Here is a 23,938-nt window from a genome sequence, read left to right on the forward strand (position 1 = left end):
AAATTCTAAGGAAACCCATTTGATAGTAGCATTCTGTTGAGCATCTGGGAGATTGATAATCTTACTTAAAGTTTAAATTTTTGATTGATGATTTTAGTTGTGGAATTCTGAGTTTTTTATTAAAAAATCTAGAATTCAACCCAAAATAGTATAACCAGAATTATCCAAGTTTAAAAATGATTGAATGAGCGCTCAAAAAGATGAAAAAAAAGTTAAAAAAATACTTCAAATTTTTACTGATTGGTTTATTTATTGTTTCGATGGTAATACAGCCTGTTTTAGCTCGTGCTTCTCAGGAAGTTCTTACTGTTCAAACTCAGGAAGATGGCTTACAACTCACTCAACAAGCTAAAGATTTATATCAAGCGGGACAGTTTGAAAAAGCGGTGGAGTATTGGCAGGATGCGGCAACGTTTTTTGCTCAAAACCGTGATCCAATTAATCAAGCAATGGCGTTGAGTAATTTAGCTTTAACCTATCAAAAATTGAATCAATGGCAAGATGCAGAATCAACAATTACCCAGAGTTTAACTTTACTGCAATCTCTAAAAAAGTCGCGGGAAAATTCAAAGATTTTAGCTCAAACTCTTGATATTAAAGGACGCTTGCAGTGGGAGACAGGACAAATCCAAAATGCAATTGATACTTGGGGAGAAGCGGCTAAAATTCATCAAGAGATGGGAGATCAAGCTCGACTTGCACAAAATAAATTAAACCAAGCTCAAGGGTTTCAAGATTTAGGTTTATATCCGAAAGTTTGTCAAACTTTATTACAGGTTCTTGAGGTTGAACAGTCTATTGAACAGGGCTGCAATTTATCAGAAAATACGGTCAATTTATTATTAGATCAACCCAATTCTGCCTGGAAGTTAGAAGGACTAAGAAGTTTAGGAAATTTACTGCTGGTTGTGGGTCAGATCGAACAGTCTCAGATGCTTTTAGAAGCGAGTTTACAAATCGCGAAACAACAGGAAAATCAAGAAGCGATCGCCACAATTTATTTGAATTTAGGCAATACAGAACGATCCATCGCTGAACGAGAACGTCGCCTTTCTGTGAAGGATGGAGATTCAGATCGGGTTCGACAAACTAAACGTCAAGCCCATTTAGAAAATTTAGAAAAAGCTTCAAGTTTGTATCAAGCGGCTGTCGAATCTTCTTCAGTCTTACAAACTCAAATACAAGCCCAATTAAATCAACTCAGTTTATTAATTGATAGTCAACAATGGTCAGAAGCAGAACAATTATGGCCTTTAGTTTATGAACCTTTAAAAACCTTGCCGCCTAGCCGAAGCGTAATTTATACTCAGGTTAATTTTGCTAATAGTTTATTGGCTCTGCAATTAGCAACTTCCCCTCTAAATCTGACGATGGAAACAATCGATAAAATTTTACAAAATGCAGTGACTCAAGCCCAAAATTTAGGAGATATTAAAGGTCAAGCTTATGCGTTTGGAACCTTTGGAAAACTCTATGAACAGGCTCAACAATGGAAAATAGCAGAAGATTTTACTCAACAAGCCTTGAGTATTGCTCCGACTTACAATTCACCCGATATTGCTTATCTATTTTCTTGGCAACTGGGACGAATTCGTAAACAACAAGGGGATCGAAAAGGGGCAATTGCTGCTTATAAAAATGCCTTTAATACCTTACAATCTCTACGCAGTGATTTAGTCGCCATTAACCCCGAAGTACAGTTTTCTTTCCGTGAAAGTGTGGAACCTGTTTATCGTGAATTAGTTGATTTACAGTTACAAGAAGCGAATGGATTTCAAATTGCGGGAGATTCGCAAAACTTACAGCTACAAATTAGAGAAATTCGGCAAGTGATTGAGTCTTTGCAGTTAGCAGAACTCAATAATTTCTTTCGAGATGCTTGTGTTGATGCAAACCCAAAAATCATTGATGAAGTCGCTAAAACTGCTGCTATTATTTATCCGATTATTTTACCCAATCGCTTAGAAATTATTGTCAGTTTTCCGACAGAACCCGAAGCAACCTTTAAACTTTATACAACCCAAGTAAACCGAGAAGAAATCAATCAAACAGTCAGAAAACTGCAAGGAGAATTAATTCAACCTCCGACGGATGGAAACACGGCAACAACGCCAGAAATTTTTACATTAACTCGACAAGTTTATGACTGGTTAATTCGTCCGGCTGAAGTGGATTTAAAGAATAGCCAAGTTGATACTTTAGTGTTTGTTTTAGATGGCAGTTTACGCAATATTCCGATGGGAAGTTTATATGATGGTCAGGAGTTTTTAGTCGAAAAATATGCGATCGCACTCACTCCCGGTTTACAATTATTAAACCCCCAACCCTTGACTCAGGAAGACTTAAGAGCATTCTTAGGGGGTGCAACAGATGCCCCAACTTTTGGGGAATTTGGAACGCTTCCAGCCGTTGATGAAGAATTAAATCAAATTGCAGAAACCATTCCCAATCACGAAAAGCGTCAGAACGAAGAATTTACCCGTGAAAATCTGCAAAACTTAATTAATCAGCTTCCCTTTCCGGTGGTTCATCTAGCCACTCATGGTCAGTTTGGTTCTAATGCTGAAGAAACATTTATTTTGACGTATAATGATAGAATAGATGTGAGAACATTCGATCAACTCTTACGGAAACCTGATGAAAATACTCCGATTGAATTGTTGGTTTTAAGCGCTTGTGAAACGGTAAAAGGTGATGATCGAGCGGCGTTAGGATTAGCCGGAATTGCAGTGAGAGCCGGAGCGCGTAGCACCCTCGCAACGTTATGGACAGTCGAAGATCAAAGTACCGCTAATTTAATGGTTGATTTTTATCAAGAGTTAGCCAATCCTCAACAAAAATCCAATAAAGCGCAAGCCTTACGAACCGCTCAACTGAATCTTTTAAATGAGGACAGAACTCGCCATCCTTTTTATTGGGCGCCGTTTGTTTTAGTGGGGAATTGGCAGTAGTTGAAGGAGTTTAAGAATCAATTTCCGCTAATTCTAACCAACGTTCGGTGGCTTGATCAATTTCTGCGGTTAACTGTTCAACCTTGTGATGCAGTTCTTGAACTTGACTGACTTTTCCAGGTGCAACGTTGTATAATTCAGCTTCTAACTTCGCTTTTTCAGCTTCTAATTTTGCAATTTTCTTTTCTAACGCTTGATACTCCTTTTTTTCTTTAGAAGACAGTTTGCGGTTTCCGTCTTTATCCCAAGAATAACGTTGAGATTTTTCTGTGTCCTGGGCTTCTGACGTTTTTTCTTTAACGGTTGTGGCTAGATTTGCGGCTTCTTCTTCTTCTCTCGCTTTATAGTCTAAATAAACTGAATAATTCCCCGGATATTGACGTAAATTTCCCTCAGATTCAAAGGCGAAAATCATCTCAACCGTTCGATCTAAAAAGTAGCGATCATGGGAAACAACAATCACACAACCGTTAAATTCTTCTAAATATTCCTCTAAAACCGATAACGTCTGTACATCTAAATCGTTTGTCGGTTCATCTAATATTAACACGTTCGGCGCACTCATTAACACTCGTAATAAAAATAATCGCCGTTTTTCACCGCCAGAAAGTTTATGAATGGGTGAATATTGTTGACTGGGAGGAAACAGAAATCGTTCTAACATTTGAGAGGCGGTAATTTGCGTCCCATCGGCTGTTTTGACATATTCAGCCACTTCTTTGAGGTAGTCAATCACTCGCTGTTCTTCGTTTAACGCTTGGGTTAAATCTTCTGAATGTTGATCGAAATAACCAATATGAATGGTTGAACCAATATCAACGGTTCCCGAGTCCGGTTGAAGTCGCCCGGTAATCATATCGAGTAACGTTGATTTTCCAACGCCATTTTTACCAATAATTCCGACGCGATCATCCGGTTCAAAGGTATAAGTAAAATCCTGTACAATGGGTTTATCGTTGTAGGATTTGGAGATATTTTTTAACTCAATAACCTTTTTGCCAATTCGACGACCTGGGGTAGAAATTTCGACTTTTCCTTGGGCTTGCTTGAATTCAGTTTCCTGCATTCCTTCGATGCGTTGAATTCGGGCTTTTTGTTTGGTACTTCTGGCTTTTGGCCCTCGTTTTAACCATTCCAATTCTCGCCGTAAAACGCCTTTATGCTTGCGCTGTTGACTGACTGCAATATCTTCGGATTCGGCTTTCTTTTCTAAGAAATAAGAATAATTTCCAGTGTAAGTGTACAAATCTCCTCGGTCGAGTTCAATAATTCGATTGGTGACTCGATCTAAAAAATAACGATCATGGGTAATTAATAATAAAGCCCCGCGATAAGTATTCAAATACCCTTGCAACCACTCGACTAAATCTGCATCTAAATGGTTTGTGGGTTCGTCCATTAACAATACATCCGGGTTAGAAAGTAAGGCTGAGGCTAAGGCAATTCGTTTGCGATATCCTCCTGATAAACTTCCCACTTTTGCTTCAAAATCTTCGATTCCCAGTTGAGTTAAAATAATTTTAGCTTGCGTTTCGAGTTCCCAAGCATTACCCGAATCGATGGCTTGAGTAACGGCTGATAAACGAGTGACTAACTGGCTATCTTCAGGATGTTTAGCGATTTTTGTTGAGAGTTCTTCATACTCCCAAATCAGCTTCATTTGTTCGCCGCTTTTGGAAAAAACCTGTTCAATAACTGTGCTATTTTCGTCTAACTCAGGATCTTGAGATAAATAAACAATGTTGACTTTAGAATTAACTAAGACTTGACCGCTATCAATGGGTTCTAACCCAGCAATTATTTTTAATAAGGTAGACTTTCCTGATCCATTGGTGCCAATTAAACCGATTTTATCGGTTGCATCAAGACTGAGATTGGCATCTCTGAGGATTTCCTTGATTCCAAAATCTTTTTTGACTGATTGTAGTGTAAAGATACTCATGCAGCGTTTGGGGTGGTGTTCTCTATCTAGAAATATAGACGGGTGAAAAGGGTTTATCCTATTTTATCATCTGTGATCACCTTTCGGACAACTCTAACATTTCTATTTAAAATCCAATTTTAGCATTTAAAATTAAAATGCTAGATTTTAGGTGAACATTTTTTCCCTGATCATCAAAAAATGAGCGGGAGTTTAAAGCTGCATTCAACGCTTTAAATTTTAAAAAATAATTCACAAAACCTGTGACTGCGATCGCTTGGAAAAAATTAAAAATACATCTATAATTGAAACCAATACCTCAGAGCATCTTGCTATGTCCCCAACCGAGATTGAACAGCTTTTAATCCAATACTATCATCAAGTCGCGACTTTAAATCCTGAAAACTGGCTACAAACCTTTGCTGAAGACGCACTCGTTTATGACCCGGTGGGAAAACCCCCGCTTAATGTCCAACAAGATGCTCACAAGTTTTTTGAAATATTATCGAAATTTTATGATAAATTAGACGTTACACCTGAGAAAATTTTTGTGGCGGGTCATGCAGCAGCAGTCAACTGGAAAATGAATGTTGTTACCAAAAATGGTCGCACGGCTGAAGCTGAAGGAATTGCTATCATTGAATTCAATGAAGCCGGAAAAATTCAAAAATTGCAATCCTATTGGGATGAAGCCGCAATGAAAGCAAAATTAATGGGTTAAGTTCATTTTATGTAGAATTTTGACTCTTCTCCCGAGTCCTAGACCCGATAGCCTCTATCTATCTTGAGTCTATAATTCTATTTTTTCCCCGAAGATTTTCAAAAAAAAGACTGCTTTGGTCATACTCTAACCTCAGCAGCCTCAGCTTTTCTAGAACTTAGGACTCCTCCCAAATTCTAGAACTTGACTTACACCACCAAAACTATATCATTCGATTACGCCGATCTTTCCATTTCAGCAATATTAAGAATCATTGGGACGACTGAATCTGGATTCAAACTGATCGAATCTATTCCTAATTTCACCAAGAACTGAGCAAATTCAGGATAATCACTGGGCGCTTGACCACAAATTCCGATTTTCCGTCCTTGCTGTTTAACCGTTTCAATTGCCATTTTGATCATGCGGCGGACAGCAAGGTTACGTTCATCAAATAGATGTGCCACTAAGCCAGAATCTCGATCTAAACCTAATGTTAACTGGGTTAAATCATTAGAACCAATCGAAAATCCATCAAACACCTGACAAAATTCATCTGCTAATAAAACATTACTCGGCAATTCACACATCACATAAACTTGTAATCCATTTTCACCCCGAACTAAGCCATATTTTGCCATCTCTGCTAACACTTGTTTTCCCTCATCGGGAGTGCGACAAAAGGGAATCATCGGAATCACATTCGCCAACCCCATTTCATCTCGAACTCGCTTAATCGCTTGACATTCTAACCCAAAGGCTTCTCGATATTTCGGGTCAGTATAACGGGATGCCCCTCGCCATCCAATCATCGGATTTTCTTCATTCGGTTCAAACTCACGACCCCCCAATAAATTGGCATATTCATTGCTTTTAAGATCACTCATTCGGACAATCACCGGATGGGGATAAAAAGCAGCCGCAATCATACTGATTCCATGTGCCAATTTATCGACAAAATAATCCGGTTTATAATCATATTGAACAGTTAATTGCTCAATTTGCGCTTTGACTTTTTCATCTGTTAATTGATTAAAATGAATCAATGCTAAGGGATGAACCTTAATATGATTGGCAATAATAAACTCTAAACGCGCCAACCCTACGCCATCAGCAGGCATCGCGGCTAAACGAAACGCTTCTTCAGGATTCCCCACATTCATTAAAATTTGGGTGCGCGTTTTTGGCAGATTTTCTAATACTGTTTCTTCGATTTCAAACGGTAAAAAACCCTGATAAACGTGACCTTCTTCGCCTTCCGCACAGGAAACTGTCACCGTTTCACCTGTTTGTAAAACCGTCGTTGCATCGCCACAACCAACAATTGCTGGAATGCCTAATTCTCGCGCAATAATCGCCGCATGACAGGTTCTTCCGCCCGAATTCGTAACAATTGCACTGGCTTTTTTCAGAATCGGTTCCCAATCTGGATCGGTTTTATTAGTAACTAATACATCCCCAGCTTGGAATTGATCCATGTCTTTAACATCCAAAATCACCCTCACTTTACCTTGACCAATGCGATCGCCAACCGCCCGACCTGTGATTAATATTTTACCCTTTTGTTGAAGTTTATATTGCTGGAGAACCTGCGTTGATTTTTGTGATTGTACGGTTTCTGGACGCGCCTGAACAATAAATAATTCTCCACTGATACCATCTTTTGCCCATTCAATATCCATCGGCGAATAGCATCCCCTTACTCGGGAATAATGGTCTTCAATTAACATCGCCCACTTCGCTAAGTGCAGTATTTCATACTCATTAAGAGCAAATTTTTGTTGTTGCGTTGAAGACACACTAATATTTTTAGTCGTTCCCTCAGCATCATATACCATTTTGATGGCTTTGCTTCCCAAACGTTTATCTAAAATGGGTTTAAAACCTTCTCGTAATGTTGGTTTAAACACTAAATATTCATCAGGATTAACCGCCCCCTGCACCACATTTTCCCCTAAACCGTAAGCGGCAGTAATTAAAGCTGCATTCTTAAATCCGGTTTCTGTATCAATCGAAAACATCACCCCAGAAGTCGCTAAATCTGAACGAACCATCTTCTGAACGCCTACTGATAACGCAACATCGAAGTGATTAAAACCTTTAATTGTCCGATAAGAAATTGCCCGATCTGTAAAGACTGAAGCAAAACATTTATGAGTCGCTTCAATAACAGCTTTACAGCCTTGAATATTCAGGTATGTTTCTTGCTGTCCGGCAAAACTTGCATCGGGTAAATCTTCAGCCGTTGCACTCGAACGCACTGCAACATCTACCTTCATTCCGTAGAGATCACATAACTTTAAATAAGCTTGGGCGATCGCACTTTCTAAGTCTACTGGAAATCGAGTATTAATTAATAAATTTCTCGCTTGTTCAGCGCGAGTTCTCAAATTCGGTAAATCATCGACATCTAAACCTGCCAAGAGTTGACGTAATTTTACATCTAAACCCGCCGATTTCAAAAAGTAGCGATAAGCATAAGCGGTAATGGCAAACCCTTGCGGAACATTCACTCCTTTGGGCGTTAATTGCCGGATCATTTCGCCTAGAGAGGCATTTTTTCCGCCGACAAAGCTAATATCATTGATTCCTACTTGATCGAACCATAACACGAGTGCTTGTTCTTTGACTGGGGAGATATTTTGCAGGGCTAAAGTTTTTAACATCAGTAAATTCACTCCGAACTAAAGTGATAGTCTCCCGCAAAGCCTCTATCTTTCAGTAGAGTTCTTTGCAGGTTTGGCTAAAAACGGAAACGGGCTGACCGTTCCTTTCAATCTTGTTAAAACAAGTCTTTAAAATTTAAAAACATTGATCCCCAATGGTTATTCGCCGAATGTTACGTCTTTTTAACGAAAGGCTTGAAGGGGAGTGGAGGTTCAATCGGTTTTTGATTGACTCTACTTTTATCCTATTCTTTTCTCTGCAAATTGCCATCATCCTTGAGTGCTTCCTCATAGTTACAAAACGAAAAGAATAGCGAGGACAAGGATTTTTAGGTTATTATTAAAAAAGATGAAGTTTATGAGGATGGTTCGATGAAGGTCAAAACAGACGATTCTACCCCTTTGCTGCTGAATGTCCCTCAGTGTCTAGAGATCACCTCTCCTATCGAATTTATTTTGGATCGGGTCGGGAGGAAGTGGTCGCTTCAGATTCTCAGAGAACTGTTTCAGGGAAGTCGCCGAACCTATGAACTCCTTGAGGCGTTACCCGGAATTAGTACGAAAACTTTAACGATTCGACTCCGACAACTCGAACAATATGGTTTGGTTAAACGCACGGTATATCCCGAAATTCCGCCCAAAGTAGAATATTCTCTAACTGAAAAAGGCGAAGAACTTCAACCCGTTATCGAAGCGTTACAACAAGTCGGACAACAATGGCTACAACAACAGTCTCATGTTTGTCCGTTAGAATTGAGCGGGTGAGATGAACTGTAGGATTGCTTGAGTTGGCATCCTGAATTCACCACCAAGACACTAATACACAAAGATTTTATTTCTTCGTGTCTTAGTGGTTTGTATTTTTTAAACGAGAGTGTTTTTTAACATGAACCTAGAGACTTTCTTCGAGATTCATCAAGGTTTACCCCGTGAAGGGCCAGGTGATTTTGAGTCCACCCAAAAAGCCTATTCCTTGTTAACCCATTTACCGCCCCAACCGCTTATTTTGGACTTGGGTTGTGGGCCAGGGATGCAAACTCTGGATTTGGTTGAACTCTCAAACGGAACAGTCATCGCTGTTGATAATCATCAACCTTTTCTCGATCAATTGCATCAAAAAGCGGTGGAAAAAGGTGTTGCAGATCAGATTCAAATTGTTAACGCCGATATGTCAGCACTTGAATTTCATCACAGCAGTTTTGATGTGATTTGGGCGGAAGGTTCAGCTTATAGTATTGGCTTTGAAAATGCGCTTTCTTGTTGGAAACCGTTGTTAAAAAAACCAGGCTATTTAGCAGCAACGGAGATTTCTTGGCTTGCACCTAACCCCCCAGAAGAATTACAACAATTTTGGGATCAAGAATATCCTCATATGCGGGATATTGAAGCGAATCGATTGATTATTCAACGGGCGGGATATCAAGAAATCGGCTATTTTGTGCTTCCTGAGTCGGCTTGGTGGGTGCATTATTACACCCCGCTTGAACAAAAATTAATTACGTTATCTCAAAAGTACAAAGATGATGCTGATAAATTAGAAGTTGTTGAACTTCATCAACAGGAAATTGATCTCTATCGTCAATATTCCGCTTATTATGGGTATGTTTTTTATCTCATGCAAGTTTGAAATGAAAAACCCGGTAACTTTCGCGATCGCCGGGTTTTTGGGGTGTAGAATGTTATAATAATTATCATAAAAACTCTAGCTAAACAAGGCTTATGCAGATTAAAGCAGTGATACATACCGCAGAAGAAGGTGGATATTGGGCAGAAGTTCCAGCGTTACCGGGCTGTATTACTGAAGGAGATACAATGGAGGAAGTTTTAACCAATCTTCAGGATGCGATAGAAGGTTGGTTAGAGGTTGCAAGTAATTCTTACACTCCTGAACCAAATAGTCAGATTGTGGAAGTCAATTAAAAGGAAAAAACAATGGGTATGCCCTGTGAAGTTAATAGCATTTTAAAACTGCCACCACAAAGTTATCCAAAAGAATTGAATCTAGGATCACAATATCAAGTTTGCAAGGAGGGCTATAGAATTATCCCGATTGATGTCCCTATTCTGTTAGTTGATGAGAATTGGACTGCTCACGCTGATATTGTTATTCATAAGCTTACATGGGAAAAAAATCAGACATTTATAGTATTTGAAATCGATAGAATATACAGTCAATCTTTTCAAGTAAAATAGCTCATCTCAAATGAGAATATAGCCGGATTTTCTGCTATAAATTAAACAAAAATTAGCTTAATTTAATTCCTTAAATCTTGATCATTTTTTCTCTAAACATCCCGAAATTTGATCGGGTTGAACTTCTATTTTTTCAGATGATGTAACGTGAGGTAATTTGACGGTAAAAGTTGTTCCTTTCCCGAGTTCACTTTCAACGCTAATTTCACCTTGATGTAAATCAACCGCTTGCTTAACAATAGACAATCCTAACCCAGTTCCCTTAATATTCCCCACATTAGAAGCCCGTTCAAATTGCTGAAAGAGTTTTTGATAATAGTTTTTAGGAATGCCAATACCTTCATCTTTTACTCGAAAGATCACTTGTTTTAAATCACAGTTTACCTCTAAGTTAATGCAGCCCCCATTCGGAGAATACTTAATCGCATTTGAGAGTAAATTTGTTAGAATATAATGCAACAGTTTAATATCCAGAGAAGTTGGAGAACAATTACTATGACAGGTAAATTTCAGGGTATGCTTGTCTGTGGCGATCGCAAGGCATTCATCCAGCAAATCTTGGCAAAATTTTATCAGATCTAGAGGCTCAGGATTAAACGGATGTTTCGCCGCTTCTGAGCGAATCAGAAATAAAACATCTTCGAGGATATCATTCATATTTTGAATAGAAGTGCGAATTAAGTCCAGATGTTTCTGCCTTTTCTGACAAGATAACTGCTCTCCATATTCATGCAAAATTCCTGCTATAGCCTGAATAACCGTCATGCGGTTGCGTAAATTATGAGAAGCCCGAGAAAGATGTCGAGATTTTTCTTGGCTTTTGGCTTCAGCATCAAATATTGACTTTTGGAGTTGAACCGCCTGTTGATGTTTGCTGAGTGCAATTTGAATCGTCGCGTGCAATTCTCGTTCGTTAATGGGTTTGAGAATATAACCGTAAGACCCAGTACCTTGAGCGCGTTTTAAGGTTTGATCATCGGCATAAGCTGTGACATAAATCACCGGAACGAAATAAGATTGATAAATCTCAGCCGCCGTTTCTATGCCATCTCTGTCTCCTTCTATTAAAATATCCATCAAGATCAAATCGGGGTGAAACTCACGGGTTCGTTGAATGGCTTCCACCCCCGAAGCCACAATATCCATAACTTGATAGCCTAACTTTTTGAGTTTACGGGCTAACCCCTGAGCAATCAAAAATTCATCTTCAACAATAAGAATTTTAGCCTCACTCATCACTCACACAACCTGTTAAACGCCTAGAGAAATCGTGAACACCCATGAGGTAAACTTAGCTAGAACTCGTTGTGAACAATAGCACATCTACCTTGAGTTAAATCTTATCGTTATTCAGACAACCTTATCGGTGATCATGATCCTCTGCCCCCCAGTCCTATTTGCCGACGCACTACAGGTTGAAATCAAAAACTGTAACAAATTTTACAATTTTCTCTCAAACTCAAAAATTTAAGTTAATCTAGAAATAGAGGAAATCCAGTCAGGGATCAAGGAATTAGTACAATAAATTGATAAGTACAAGTACAGGAGCCGAAAAATAGCTGCCCTCCTGTCCCTTTTTGGGGTGCAATGATCGATTTCCCCTATCTCAGTCTTAACGACACGCTAAGAGGTTAAAACTCATGGTTTCATCACTGCAAGTCCCCGTCGCACCAACTCCCGCCTATATTTGCCCTTATGATCGCACCTGTAGCTATCTACAACAAGCAGCCGATCAACTGCAAATCGATCCAAATGTGATCGTCATTCTCGAACAACCCCGCAAAGTTGTCACCGTTTCTATTCCCATTAAACTCGATAACGGCCAAGTCAAAGTCCTCGCCGGACATCGGGTGCAACATTGCGATGTTCTTGGCCCCTACAAAGGCGGAACCCGCTATCATCCTGCGGTTAGTTTACAAGAATTATCCGCCCTTGCCATGTTAATGACGTGGAAATGCGCCTTACTGGGAATTCCTTACGGCGGTGCCAAAGGTGGAATTGCCATTAATCCTAATCATTATAGTTTAGGAGAACTCGAACGCATTACCCGTCGCTATGTGAGTGAACTGATTAAAGATATCGGCCCCGAACTCGATATTCCCGCCCCAGATATTGGAACTTCATCTAGGGAAATGGCTTGGATGATGGATACTTATTCAATGAATATGGGTCGGGCAATTCCTGGAGTTGTCACCGGAAAACCCTTGTCTATTGGCGGTTCTAAAGGGCGAGATTTAGCCACAGGACGAGGCGTAATGATTGCGGTACGAGAAGCGTTACTCGAACAAAATCGCAGTCTTAAAGGCGTAAAAATAGTGATTCAAGGCTTCGGAAAAGTTGGGGCAGCAGCAGCACAACTCTTGCATGAAGCGGGATCTAAAATATTAGCGATTTCTGATGTTTCCGGCGGACTTTTTAACGAACAAGGGTTAGATATTCCGGCATTGCAACAATATGCCGCCCAAAATAATTATAGTATTGCTGGATTTTCGGGTGGTGAAATGATTTCTAATGCGGATTTGTTGACCTTACCCTGTGAAGTGCTAATTCCGGCGGCGTTAGAAGATCAAATTACGGAAGACAATGCAGATAAAATTCAAGCACAAATTGTGGTAGAAGCGGCAAATGCGCCCATTACGTTAATCGCCGATCAAATGTTAGAAGCCAAAGGCGTGATGGTATTACCAGATATTCTCGCAAATGCCGGGGGTGTTGTGGTCAGTTATCTGGAATGGGTGCAAGGTCAATCTTATGTTTTTTGGGATGAAAAACGGGTGAACCGAGAAATGGAAAAATTGATGGTACACGCTTATCATCGAGTCAGTGAACGTTCACAAAAACAAGGTGTTTCCATGCGTTTGGCGGCTTATACTTTGGGGGTGGGTCGTGTGGCGCAAGCCTTAAGCGATCGCGGTTTGTATCCATAAAGTTTGATGAGTGTATAATAAAATCCCGGTAACTTCTGCGAAACCGGGATTTGAAAAAGGATTGTTCATGCTAATTTGAGATGTAGAGATATACCCTTGTATGTCTCTACAAATGTTGATTAATTTTAGGGGAATTTAGAAGGTGTTGGGGAATCTCAAAGCGATAATACCTAGCAGCGCGATTAAACCCAGCGCCCGACGAAAGTAGTTAACACCTTCAAAAAGTTCTAGCCAAGCCCAAGTAAACCAAGAACCAAAAGCAATTGCATCTAAACCTGTATGGAGATTACCACTTGGAAAAACAAATGTGAGTACCGTTGTTGTAATCCCGACTATTAGTGGTAAATTTGGGGGTTGAGCAATCACAATATTGCCAGAGTTGTCTCGAAAAGTTTGATCGAATAAGCTATTTTCCATGAATCATCAAATGAACTATTTTTTCTTAATTTAAGTCTACTGGGTTCTGGGAATCTCTACCCTCTCTCTTTAGTAATAATTGGGGGTTGAGTAGCCACCGTGCAGGAAGTCAGTGTATTGTTTTTGTCCCTTTGCTGTCGGCTTTTTTGACCACAAAGACGCGAAGACACAAAGAGTTCTAGGCTGGGTGACTATTTCTAATTCAATTGCTGAGATTATCGCTAAACTAATGTCACCCACTCTACTGAGGTTCAAAAGCAGTGACTTTTCCCCCTAACGCTTCAACAATCGTTTCAGTATTTGACACTAACATTTTAATATAGCTATCCCCGTCACTTCCCGGCGCACCAATTGAATCAGAATAAAGTTCATTTTCGGCTAATTTTACGCCGGCTTCTTCAGCTACAGTTGTGATTAATTTTGGGTTAATTGTGGTTTCTGCAAAAATAGCGGGAACTTGACTTTTCCGAATAGAATCTGCTAACTGACTAACCGTTTGGGCGCTGGGTTGTTCTTCGGTACTAATTCCAATTAAAGTTCCTGTTATCTCTAAACCATAAGCACGGGCATAATATTGAAAAGCATCGTGAGTGGTGACTAATTTACGTTGGTTTTCAGGAATGGTTGCAATTTGTTGTTCGATCCAACTATCGAGTTGTTGCAATTCTTGGGTGAGTTTTGCTGCATTTTTGGTGAATATTTCTCGGTCTTCTGGAGAAATTTCTATCAAGTTATCTCGAATCGTATTCACCATTATTATAACATTTTCAACATTTCCCCAAACGTGGGGATCGGGTTCAGTTTGTCCTTTATATTCCATCTCTAAAGGTGAGGCTATCTCCCCAACAGCGACTTTTTTGGCTCCGACTCCTGCGGCATTCATTAACTTAATTAATCCCGGTTCTAAATTGTAGCCATTATAAAAAATTAAATCGGCTTTTTCAAAGGCAATACTATCTTGAGGAACAGGTTCATAAACATGAGGATCAGCACCCGCTTCTAAAATTCCTTGGTGTTCAATTTCATCACCGCCAATGGTTTCGGTTAAGTCCGCAATAATCGTACTCGTTGAAACCACTTGGGGTTGATCATTGTCGGAATTATTTGTAACTTCTTGGGTACAGCTACTTAATAAAGTTCCCCATAGAATCCCCGCCGTCGTCCACCTGAAGACAGAGTTCCAAGCCTGATGAATACTCACGTTTAACCTCACTTCCGAAGGATTTTCATATTCTTTTCATTGATTATTTCATAATTCTTTCATTTTTGCGTTATCCTAGAACTTGTAGCGACGAATAATCAAGCGATGGACACCCTACGATTCTTTGACGATAGCGCGACTTCGGCTCAACTGACATCCGTCTCTATGGGGATTTCAGCGATTAGCATCAACCATCTCAGCGTCCAATATCGAGGCGTTGAGGCGTTGCAAGACATTTCTTTGGAAATCAAACCCGGACGCCTAACCGGAGTTATTGGCCCCAATGGAGCGGGAAAAAGTACATTAATGAAGGCGATGTTAGGCTTAATTCCGGCGATGGGTGAACCCGTGTTGTATGGAAGTCAACCCTTGAGTCAACAGCGTCAACGAGTGGCTTATGTTCCCCAGCGATCGCAAATTGACTGGACCTATCCAGCGACAGTTTGGGATGTGGTTATGATGGGGAGAATTCGTAAAACGGGGTGGTTTCGTCGCTTTTCTACCGTGAGTCGTCGTCAGGCGTCGGAAGCGTTAGAAAGAGTGGGAATGACAGAGTATAAAAATCGTCCCATTGGTCAATTATCAGGAGGTCAACAACAGCGTGTCTTTTTAGCGCGATCGCTCGCTCAAGAAGCAGAAATTTTCTGTTTTGATGAACCCTTTGTGGGAATTGATCAAAAAACCGAGAATATCATTTTTAAAATCTTTCGAGATTTAGCAAATTCCGGTAAAATTGTTTTAGTGATTAATCACGATTTAGGAGAATCCATTACCAATTTTGATGAGATCATTTTGCTGAATAAAGAACTAATTGCTGCGGGTCGCCGTCAACAGGTTCTCCAAGAGGAAAATTTGAGTCGTGCTTATGGCGGAAAGGTGATTTTCTTTTCAGAAAATGCTGCCTAAGCTGAAACTGAGTGAAATAAAATGTGGAATATTTTAATAGAACCCTTACAATATAGCTTTATGCAACGATCTTTGATTGTTGCAATTTTAGTCGGTGTTATTTGTGCTGTCGTTGGCTGTTACTTAATGGTGCAACGACTGGCTTTATTGGGAGATGCAATTAGTCATTCGGTGTTGCCGGGGTTAGCGATTGCCTATATTATTGGAGCCAATATCTTTATTGGTGCGTTTATTGCGGGGGTAATTAGCACCGTTTTTATTAACTTAATTAGAACTCGCAGCAATATTAAAGAAGATGCGGCGATGGGCATTGTATTTTCTGCCTTTTTTGCGCTCGGAATTACGTTAATTACCCTGATTCAAAAAGACAACAAAATTGACCTCAATCACTTTTTATTTGGGAATATTCTCGGCGTGACATTAGGAGAGGTTAGAGATACAGCGATTATTGCTGTTATTGTTATTTTTATTATCGTTTTAATTTATAAAGAACTGCTCTTTTATACCTTTGATCCTTTGGGTGCAGAAGCCGTCGGTTTACCTGTGAACTTACTCAACTTTGGGTTAATGGTGTTAATTGCGTTAACCATCGTCGCCAGTTTAAAAGCGGTTGGGGTGGTGTTAGTTTTATCGCTGTTAATTACTCCGGCGGCGACAGCTTATTTACTCGTGAGTCGTTTACATCTGATGATGTTTTTAGGCGTAGGAGTTGGGGTATTTTCCAGTATTAGCGGGATGTATCTGAGTTATTTTTATAATCTTCCTTCAGGCCCTGCTATTGTATTAGTGGCATCGGGATTATTTACTTTAGCCTTTCTATTTAGTCCGAGTCAAGGAATTCTCACCCATCCACCCACAACCAGCAAGCAACCCGCATTTATTAAAGAGTTAAAAAACTTAATTAATCGTTCCTAAAACCGCTCTCCCATCGTTAAATTGATAGCGCTAGATTATATATAGTGGCGTATCAAGGAAGCTGCTATGAATAAAGGGCAACTAACAACATGGTTTGATGAGAGAGGTTTTGGCTTCATCAAACCGGATGATGGCGGTAAAGAAGTTTTCCTGCATATTAGTGCGCTGAAGGGATCAGGTCGTCGCCCAAAAGTTGGAGATAGGATTTTGTACGAGCGAGTTACGGAAGCCAACGGGAAGGTTCAGGCTGTTAAAGCTTCTATTGAGGGTGTTGTATCTCGACCCTTAGCAACCCAGCAGAAACCCAGGAAACGAGGTTTACTCAAAACTGTTATTGGTCTTGGAATTCTGGCTGTTGCTGCGCTTTTTACAATGGAATTTAGTCCGAGTCGCTCTCCCTCTGTCATTAGCTCCATCACAAAACCAGAATGTCTGATCAAAGGGAACATTTCCCATAATACAGGCGACAAGCTTTATCACCTTCCCGGGATGGAAGATTACGAGTCAACAGTTATCGATCCAGCAAGGGGAGAAAGGTGGTTTTGTACCGAGTCAGAAGCGATCGCATCAGGTTGGCGCAAAGCACCGAGGTAGGCGCAGCAGTCCAACAAGGTTTATCAAAAGGTCGCCTCGTTGCACCCACGCCATAAGAAGCGCGTTGGCGGTGGGATGAATCGCGACCAACAAAACAATTAATTGGGTCTTTATTGCTCCTCAATGTACTCTTTCAGTATCTCAACGGTTACGCCTCCACAATAAATCTCTTTCAATTGAGTTTCAAACTGCTTAGAAAGAACTCGACTGGTGGCGGTTTTAATTGAGTTGACCAGTTTGCTTAAATGCAAGAGAATAACCTCCAATCAAACAAGATGGTTGTTATTCTAGACTAAAAGCGGTCTGAGATGTTCCATCTGTTTTGAGTTGAGTAAAACCTCAAATGAAGGTGAATTTCAGAGTTAATCCGATGACTAATTTTACCGGTTCTAGCAGTTTAAGGGATTGATCTTCCCTGTTCTCTGCTATCTTTCTCTGATTTCACCCTCAATAAATGGAAAGGTTTAACTAGGGTCTTTTTTAGGCTTAAATTTACCGCTAATGATTCACCAATAAAAATGGAATGAACGCTGTTTTAGAGCAAGTAGCAGCGTTGAATATTGAGCGGTTTGATTGACATTGATGCACTCAGATTGTTTTTCAGAAAAATAAAGGAGAATAAGTACAACTTTGGGGATTGAATTTTGAGCGGCTACTTTTTCTTAAAATATTGGTGTAGCAGATCAGCTCCTTGTCCCCCCATATCGGTAAGTTTTTGCTCAATGGCGTTTAACGCGAGCTGAGAAGGTTTGGCGTGTCCTCTTTCCCATCGGTTCACAGTCTGGAAAGAAACACCCAAGGTAATGGCTAACTTTTCTTGGGATAAGCCTAAGCGTTCACGAAGGGTACGAACAAGATAGGGAATATCTGAAACTGGAGTAATCACGGGCATCGTTTTTTTCCTAAACTCTATCTCCAAGTTAAGATATAACACCCCTTATATTCAACAGTGGTGATACTGAACTTTGAGCTAAGTGGTTTGTGTCTTTTTAAAACACAATCTCCGAGAAAATACGGATGCAACTCTCGAAAGTCTTTCCCCGTCGTAAGAGTAGCCCAAGCTAAATTTAGGGAGAAAAAGAATCAATTCCTCGCAAACGCTTCATAATTAAATCAAACCGACACAAATTAGGTTCGGTGGCGTGATCAAACTGAGAATTCACCTCAGAGTTGGACGGAGTTCGAGGGGATGTTTTAGAGTCTTCGCTAAAACGGTTAACTGTATTTCGCAGTCGAGAAGACAGAAATTTCGTGACAGCGCGATAGAACCGCAGAGCAAACAACACATCTCGATCCAGTTTTTCGGCTAATTGTTGGCGGGGAATGGCTAATACCACCGAATCTTCAACGGCTTTCACCGTCGCGGAGGGCAGACGTCCATCAATAAATGACATTTCCCCGAGAACTTCCCCGCAGCCGATTTTCCCAATTTCTTGATTTCCGACTGCGGCGACTGAAACGCTGAGAGTCCCCTCCAAAACAATATAAAGTGCTGAAATGGGCTGACCTTCATGGATGAGAATCGTCTGAGCCGTAACCTTTTCACGGTTTCCATGCTTAACCATCCAATCAATATCGCGATCATTTAATTCGCTTAAAATTACTAACGCTTTGTTCATTAGATCCAGTGAAGATTTCTGGAGGGAGAATCACAAAATTTTCAGTATAACTGTAGCATAAGCTGTTTGCGATACTCTTTTGTTAACGAATGATCATCGCCCAGCAATTCAAACAAACTCAACATGGCTTTGCGAGCGCCATCATTTTTGTAACTGCGATCAATCTTGACAACTTCTAAAAAGGTTTTGAGAGCCTGTGGATAATTTTTTTCTAAGGTGAAACGACAAGCTTGAGCATAAAGCTGATCGAGTTCAGTTGTCCCAGGCTGTTGAACGACAGCTTGAAACTCGATTAACTGTTTTAAAGCTTGAGCTTTAGGATAATACTCTCGTTGATCTTCAGATATTGTTGTTAATAACTGAGTCGCTTCATCGCTTTGTTTCATCTCGATGAAAAAGAGGGCCGCTTGTAAGGTTAAATCAGGTTGATTAGGATATTTTTTGAGTAACTGTTTAAACAGATTTTGGGCTAAGTCTAAATCTCGATTAACAATTGCCGTTTTAATCTTGGCAAATTCTTGATCAACTTCCGACTTAAAATTAAGCTGTCCTAACAGTTGACGCAGTTGGACTTCATTTAATGCACCCACAAATCCAGGTAGAACTTCCCCTTGCTGAACAATTCGCACGTCGGGAACACCCTCAACGTTGTAAGTATTAGCGAGATCGGGATTTTTGTCAATATCAACTTTCGCTAAAATAAAATCATATTCTTCGACAAGCTTTTCGAGTAAGGGCTTCATCAGTTGACATGGCCCGCACCAGGTTGCGAAAAAGTCCACTAAAATGATCTGTTCATCTGACTTTTGCAAAACCTCACGTTCAAAGTTGTCACTGTTGACTTCTATGCTATATCCCATTGAACTACTCTTCTTGACGAATGATGATTAGATACCTAAAATTTTAAACCCGTTGGGGAAAATTAGCCCCCGGAATCTGTTTTTAACCGATTCTCCGTTAAGGATTTTTGCTGTTCCGTTGCTTTTCATAGTATTGTTGATGGTACTCTTCGGCTCGATAATAGTCTGAAGCCGCCTGAATTTCAGTTGTAATGTCTTTTTCATAGCGTCCCGACATTTGCAGTTTGTGTTTGGATCGTCTGGCGAGTTGTTCTTGTTCGGGACTATGGTAAAAGATGACTGAACGATACTGTTCTCCTCGATCAGGCCCTTGGCGGTTGTAAGAAGTCGGATCGTGAATCGTCCAGAAAATTGCTAATAATTCCTCATAGGAAAGTGTATCGGGATCATACTGGAGTTGAACGACTTCTGCATGACCCGTTATTCGGGCGCAAACATCGAGGTAGGAAGGGTTGGGAAAATGTCCGCCCATATATCCAACTGATGTAGATGTCACGCCTTTGATCCGGCGAAATGCTGCTTCTACACCCCAAAAGCATCCGGCTCCAAATGTTGCTGTTTCCATCGTTTTGAACCTTTTTAGATATAATTGATGAGTCGGACTTAATATAGATTAAGGGACTCTCTAAAATGTTAGATCAAATTTGATTTGATATTCCCTGAACGGCTATCATTCCCCGATATTGCTCAAACAGTCACGATCACCCGTTCATCTCCTTTTTGAGCAACACAACCTGACCCGCTATTTTAAACAATGCTCTTTACTAAAGCTTTACATCTAATTCGACTAGAATTTACACTACTCTCTATTTTTGTCATTCAAAATATTTTAAGATCAGAACTTGATAAGATACTGCTTTATAGTTAGCAGATTCTTAGGAGTAGACTAGGCGTTTAATCAGGTGCATCCACAACTCAATCCAAGCTTTGTGTTGAATCAATCAGGGAATTTTGCTTGAACCGATTCCCTGATTTTTTTTATGAAGTTACCAATTATTACGGGAACTCCGTCTATTTAATTGACAATCGTTGAACCATGAGCGCGAGGATCGGTATTGCTTTGCTGAGGAGTAACAGAAGGTTTAAAGGCAGAAACTTGTCCAGTCGCTTCGGCATAAGGGAGAGGAATACCTGCAATTAAAGCATCCAGATTAGCTTCCATAATAGCAGGCGGAATTTCTCCAATACTTTGGGCGATCGCTGAGGCTTGATCATTGAGAAAGACAAAGTGGGGAATGCCATCGACTCGATATTGCAAAACCTCGGGCAACCACTTACTATTATCAACATTGAGCATGACAAAATTGAGTTTATTTTCATACTCATGCTTAATCCTATTGAGTTCGGGTGCCATTGCTTGACAAGTGGTACACCAGTTCGCATAAAATTCGATTAAGCTTGGCTTTCCATTATTCAAAGCAACTTCAAGTGGGGTTGACTCTTCTGCGAGTTCAGGCAGAGAAGTTGAAGTCACATCTGTTCGTAAACCCACCAGGATAGCTACACTTAAAATAACAGCGACTAGAGTGATTAACAGGTTTCTCAAGCGAGTCGCCAAGGTTGATGGCTGAGTGGGGGAAGAGGAGGATGTTGAGGACTGATCGTTCATTGATATCGAAATTAAAAAATAATCACATCTTGATTTTAGTTGACAAATCAGATCTACATTTTTCCCAGTGGCGAGCCACTATGATTGAGGGATGTACAGGTGTTGAAACTGTCCACGCCATCGCCCTTGTTGTCCATTCTCCCTCTTTTGACATCCTCCCCTCCGTAAACGAAGGGGATTCCCAAACCTTACGATTTGGGTTTCTGCTTCTTAGCAGTTGCCTTGCGAGATTTACTCTCTTCGGGTCTTCGTTCTCTCGGATGCAAGCTCCGAGAGCTGCGAAGACTTCGTCTTACACTCGCTCCACAGACTGACACGGCTTGCCCTGCCGCCAAAATATTTATACTGGCGTTGATATCTCGATCATGGTGAGAGTTGCATTTAGGGCAATCCCATTCCCTGATATTCAACGGCATTTTTTCGGCGATATACCCACAATTGGAACATCGCTTTGAACTGGGAAACCAGCGATCTATTTTGATCAATTCTCGTCCGTACCACTCTGCTTTATAAGTGAGTTGTCGAACCAGTTCTCCCCAGTTGGCGTCGCTGATTGCTCTAGCTAATTTGTGATTTTTGACCATGTTCTTTACAGCTAAATCCTCAACTACTATCGTTTGATTTTCACTCATTAGTTGAGTCGTTAGCTTGTGAGTTTGGTCGCGCCTGCAATCAGCAATTTTTGCTTGAATTCTTGCTACTTTAACTCGGGCTTTCTCTCTGTTCAAAGAACCTTTGGTTTTTCGGCTTAAAGACTTTTGAGCGCGTCTGAGTTTTTTGTATAGCTTGTCAAAATGTTTGGGGTTGGAAACTTTAACGCCATCGGACGTGGTGAACAGGCTGGTAATTCCCAGATCAATTCCCACTTTTTTATCGATGGGCTTGAGTTTGTGGTCTACTGGATCGTCAATTCTCAAAGAAACAAACCATCTCCCACTCGGGTCTAATCTGACCGTTATTGTTGAGGGTGTACAACCAGTAGGAAGTTGACGACTCCATCGAATTGGCAAGGGTTCAAAGCACTTGGCAATGTAGACTTGACCCTCTTTGAATTTGAAAGCCGACTTGGTAAATTCTGCACTTCCACCGTTACGTTTTCTCTTGAAGTTTGGGTATTTCGCCCGACCAGCAAAGAAGTTACTGAAAGCGGTTTGTAAGTGCCTTAAACTCTGTTGAAGCGGAACACAACTGACCTCATTTAAGAAGTCTAATTCCTCCTCTTTCTTCCAGTTTGTCAACATCGAAGAAGTCAGAGAATAGCCAACTCGTTCAAAACGTTCATACCACGCCTCAGTACGTGCTGCCAGTGCCTTATTGTACACTAACCTTACGCATCCCAGTGTTCTCCTCAACAGGTTTTCCTGTTCAAGAGTAGGGTAAAAACGGTAGCGATAGGCTTTCTCAGTCATGCCTCATAGTTTAACATATGTCTTGTGAAGACGTTAAACTTATTGAATAAAGCCGTCAATCACGGACGGGGTTTCAGACCCAAAACTTTCGATGATAGGAATCAATCCTAATTCGTCTGATGGAGTCTGGAACCATGAACCCCCTGTTTATCCGGTCTAGCTTGGCTTTTTGATTTTAGAACCATTGCTGCTCACCGACTCTTCTGAGGCTTCTTGGTTGTCTTCGCCTTGAACCGAACTATTGCTGGGTAATTCCAGACAGTAACCAGCCCCGTATACTGTTTTGATATAGCGGGGATGGCGGGGATCGGGTTCCATTTTGGTTCTCAGGTGTCGAATATGCACTCGGATGGTTTCGATATCGTCATCGGGATCATAACCCCAGACTTCTTTGAGAATTTCACTGGGCGCAACGGTTTGACCATGACGCTGAAGTAAGCAGTGCAGCAGTTCAAATTCCAGGTGAGTCAGTTTAACGGTTTTTTCAAACCAAATGGCTTCAAACCGTTCAGGAACGAGAGTCAGAACGCCATAACTGAGGATTTCGCTGTGTTTAGCGGCTTGGGGAATGCGATCGGTTCGACGCAGTAGGGCGCGAACTCGGGCCAGCATTTCTTCGAGTTCAAAGGGTTTGGTGAGGTAATCATCGGCGCCTGAGTTGAAGCCTTCGACTTTGTTTTGGGTTTGTCCCAAGGCGGTGAGCATGACGATGGGGATATCTGCTGTGCGTTCATCTCGTCGGAGACGCTGACAAACGGTAAACCCATCGACTCGGGGTAACATCAAGTCGAGAATGATCAAATCGGGTAACAGTTGTAGGGCTAGGGCTTGTCCTTTTATGCCATCTTCTGCTTGGCTGACTTCGTAGCCCGCCATTTCTAAGTTGATGGCTACAAGTTCTGCGATCGCTGGATCATCATCAATAACTAATATCCGAGGCATCATTTATAAGTTTACAGTGGCTACGATGGACAGTTGGAGCAGCTTGCGATTGGTATTGGCTAGTGATTTCCCTGTTTGGGAGCGGCTACCGGATTTACCCCTTTTTGT

22 protein-coding genes are annotated in these 23,938 nt (G+C 40.8%); 10 read left to right on the plus strand and 12 right to left on the minus strand.

Annotated features, from left to right (window positions below; translation table 11 throughout):
- Positions 1 to 200: 200 nt before the first annotated feature.
- Positions 201 to 2,951 (plus strand): CHAT domain-containing protein, encoded by a 2,751-nt coding sequence (locus tag VB836_RS06410; RefSeq protein ID WP_323218543.1) that lies wholly within the window; start codon positions 201 to 203, stop codon positions 2,949 to 2,951.
- A gap of 10 nt (positions 2,952 to 2,961) precedes the next feature.
- Here the strand turns inward: VB836_RS06410 and VB836_RS06415 are convergent, their stop codons facing one another.
- The gene (locus VB836_RS06415) at positions 2,962 to 4,893 is read right to left on the minus strand and encodes an ABC-F family ATP-binding cassette domain-containing protein (RefSeq protein ID WP_323218544.1); all 1,932 of its coding nucleotides are present in this window, start codon (positions 4,891 to 4,893) and stop codon (positions 2,962 to 2,964) included.
- A gap of 313 nt (positions 4,894 to 5,206) precedes the next feature.
- Between VB836_RS06415 and VB836_RS06420 the strand changes: the two genes are divergently transcribed.
- Positions 5,207 to 5,593 (plus strand): nuclear transport factor 2 family protein, encoded by a 387-nt coding sequence (locus tag VB836_RS06420; protein WP_049557642.1) that lies wholly within the window; start codon positions 5,207 to 5,209, stop codon positions 5,591 to 5,593.
- Positions 5,594 to 5,808: 215 nt separating this feature from the next.
- Here the strand turns inward: VB836_RS06420 and ppsA are convergent, their stop codons facing one another.
- Positions 5,809 to 8,238, minus strand: coding sequence for a phosphoenolpyruvate synthase (gene ppsA, locus VB836_RS06425; RefSeq protein ID WP_323218546.1), 2,430 nt, complete (start codon positions 8,236 to 8,238; stop codon positions 5,809 to 5,811).
- A 372-nt stretch (positions 8,239 to 8,610) separates the two neighbouring features.
- Between ppsA and VB836_RS06430 the strand changes: the two genes are divergently transcribed.
- From VB836_RS06430 to VB836_RS06445, 4 genes are all read left to right on the plus strand, one after another.
- Entirely contained in the window at positions 8,611 to 9,003 is a 393-nt protein-coding gene (locus VB836_RS06430; protein WP_323218547.1) for a winged helix-turn-helix transcriptional regulator, read from the plus strand.
- 121 nt (positions 9,004 to 9,124) lie between these two features.
- Positions 9,125 to 9,865 carry a class I SAM-dependent methyltransferase gene (locus VB836_RS06435; protein ID WP_323218548.1) on the plus strand — a complete coding sequence of 247 codons (741 nt, stop codon included), beginning with the start codon at positions 9,125 to 9,127 and terminating at the stop codon, positions 9,863 to 9,865.
- Positions 9,866 to 9,957: 92 nt separating this feature from the next.
- Positions 9,958 to 10,158, plus strand: a complete 201-nt coding sequence (locus VB836_RS06440; RefSeq protein ID WP_323218549.1) for a type II toxin-antitoxin system HicB family antitoxin — start codon at positions 9,958 to 9,960, stop codon at positions 10,156 to 10,158.
- A 12-nt stretch (positions 10,159 to 10,170) separates the two neighbouring features.
- The gene (locus tag VB836_RS06445) at positions 10,171 to 10,431 is read left to right on the plus strand and encodes a DUF2584 family protein (protein WP_323218550.1); all 261 of its coding nucleotides are present in this window, start codon (positions 10,171 to 10,173) and stop codon (positions 10,429 to 10,431) included.
- A gap of 81 nt (positions 10,432 to 10,512) precedes the next feature.
- Here the strand turns inward: VB836_RS06445 and VB836_RS06450 are convergent, their stop codons facing one another.
- The gene (locus tag VB836_RS06450; RefSeq protein WP_323218551.1) at positions 10,513 to 11,667 is read right to left on the minus strand and encodes a hybrid sensor histidine kinase/response regulator; all 1,155 of its coding nucleotides are present in this window, start codon (positions 11,665 to 11,667) and stop codon (positions 10,513 to 10,515) included.
- Between the two features lie 404 nt (positions 11,668 to 12,071).
- Between VB836_RS06450 and VB836_RS06455 the strand changes: the two genes are divergently transcribed.
- Positions 12,072 to 13,358, plus strand: a complete 1,287-nt coding sequence (locus VB836_RS06455; protein ID WP_323218552.1) for a Glu/Leu/Phe/Val family dehydrogenase — start codon at positions 12,072 to 12,074, stop codon at positions 13,356 to 13,358.
- Between the two features lie 135 nt (positions 13,359 to 13,493).
- On the opposite strand, the gene VB836_RS06460 is transcribed toward VB836_RS06455, so the two are convergent.
- The gene (locus VB836_RS06460; RefSeq protein ID WP_323218554.1) at positions 13,494 to 13,775 is read right to left on the minus strand and encodes a hypothetical protein; all 282 of its coding nucleotides are present in this window, start codon (positions 13,773 to 13,775) and stop codon (positions 13,494 to 13,496) included.
- Between the two features lie 241 nt (positions 13,776 to 14,016).
- On the minus strand, positions 14,017 to 14,976 hold the full coding sequence (locus VB836_RS06465) for a metal ABC transporter substrate-binding protein (RefSeq protein WP_407659581.1): 960 nt from the start codon (positions 14,974 to 14,976) through the stop codon (positions 14,017 to 14,019).
- A gap of 105 nt (positions 14,977 to 15,081) precedes the next feature.
- Between VB836_RS06465 and VB836_RS06470 the strand changes: the two genes are divergently transcribed.
- The 3 genes from VB836_RS06470 to VB836_RS06480 all read left to right on the plus strand — a co-directional run bounded on the left by VB836_RS06470 (position 15,082) and on the right by VB836_RS06480 (position 17,391).
- Positions 15,082 to 15,882, plus strand: coding sequence for a metal ABC transporter ATP-binding protein (locus VB836_RS06470; protein ID WP_046282376.1), 801 nt, complete (start codon positions 15,082 to 15,084; stop codon positions 15,880 to 15,882).
- Between the two features lie 21 nt (positions 15,883 to 15,903).
- On the plus strand, positions 15,904 to 16,797 hold the full coding sequence (locus VB836_RS06475; protein ID WP_323218555.1) for a metal ABC transporter permease: 894 nt from the start codon (positions 15,904 to 15,906) through the stop codon (positions 16,795 to 16,797).
- A gap of 66 nt (positions 16,798 to 16,863) precedes the next feature.
- Positions 16,864 to 17,391 carry a cold shock domain-containing protein gene (locus VB836_RS06480; protein ID WP_046282374.1) on the plus strand — a complete coding sequence of 176 codons (528 nt, stop codon included), beginning with the start codon at positions 16,864 to 16,866 and terminating at the stop codon, positions 17,389 to 17,391.
- Positions 17,392 to 18,043: 652 nt separating this feature from the next.
- Here VB836_RS06480 and VB836_RS06485 read toward each other — a convergent pair.
- From VB836_RS06485 to VB836_RS06515, 7 genes are all read right to left on the minus strand, one after another.
- A complete protein-coding gene (locus VB836_RS06485; RefSeq protein WP_046282373.1) occupies positions 18,044 to 18,283 on the minus strand; it encodes a helix-turn-helix domain-containing protein in 240 nt (79 codons plus the stop codon).
- Between the two features lie 175 nt (positions 18,284 to 18,458).
- Complete coding sequence (locus VB836_RS06490; RefSeq protein ID WP_046282372.1) at positions 18,459 to 19,010, minus strand: cyclic nucleotide-binding domain-containing protein; 552 nt, start codon at positions 19,008 to 19,010, stop codon at positions 18,459 to 18,461.
- A 41-nt stretch (positions 19,011 to 19,051) separates the two neighbouring features.
- Complete coding sequence (locus tag VB836_RS06495; protein WP_046282371.1) at positions 19,052 to 19,870, minus strand: tetratricopeptide repeat protein; 819 nt, start codon at positions 19,868 to 19,870, stop codon at positions 19,052 to 19,054.
- A 97-nt stretch (positions 19,871 to 19,967) separates the two neighbouring features.
- Positions 19,968 to 20,435 carry a peptide-methionine (S)-S-oxide reductase MsrA gene (msrA, locus tag VB836_RS06500; RefSeq protein ID WP_046282370.1) on the minus strand — a complete coding sequence of 156 codons (468 nt, stop codon included), beginning with the start codon at positions 20,433 to 20,435 and terminating at the stop codon, positions 19,968 to 19,970.
- A gap of 450 nt (positions 20,436 to 20,885) precedes the next feature.
- Entirely contained in the window at positions 20,886 to 21,479 is a 594-nt protein-coding gene (locus VB836_RS06505; protein WP_323218559.1) for a thioredoxin family protein, read from the minus strand.
- 188 nt (positions 21,480 to 21,667) lie between these two features.
- Positions 21,668 to 22,888, minus strand: a complete 1,221-nt coding sequence (locus VB836_RS06510) for an RNA-guided endonuclease InsQ/TnpB family protein (RefSeq protein ID WP_323218560.1) — start codon at positions 22,886 to 22,888, stop codon at positions 21,668 to 21,670.
- Between the two features lie 156 nt (positions 22,889 to 23,044).
- Positions 23,045 to 23,830: a response regulator transcription factor gene (locus VB836_RS06515; RefSeq protein WP_323218616.1), complete on the minus strand. Its 786-nt coding sequence runs from the start codon at positions 23,828 to 23,830 to the stop codon at positions 23,045 to 23,047.
- Positions 23,831 to 23,938 lie beyond the last annotated feature (108 nt).

The sequence above is a fragment of the Limnoraphis robusta BA-68 BA1 genome (assembly GCF_034932365.1).
GTDB lineage: Bacteria > Cyanobacteriota > Cyanobacteriia > Cyanobacteriales > Microcoleaceae > Capilliphycus > Capilliphycus robustus.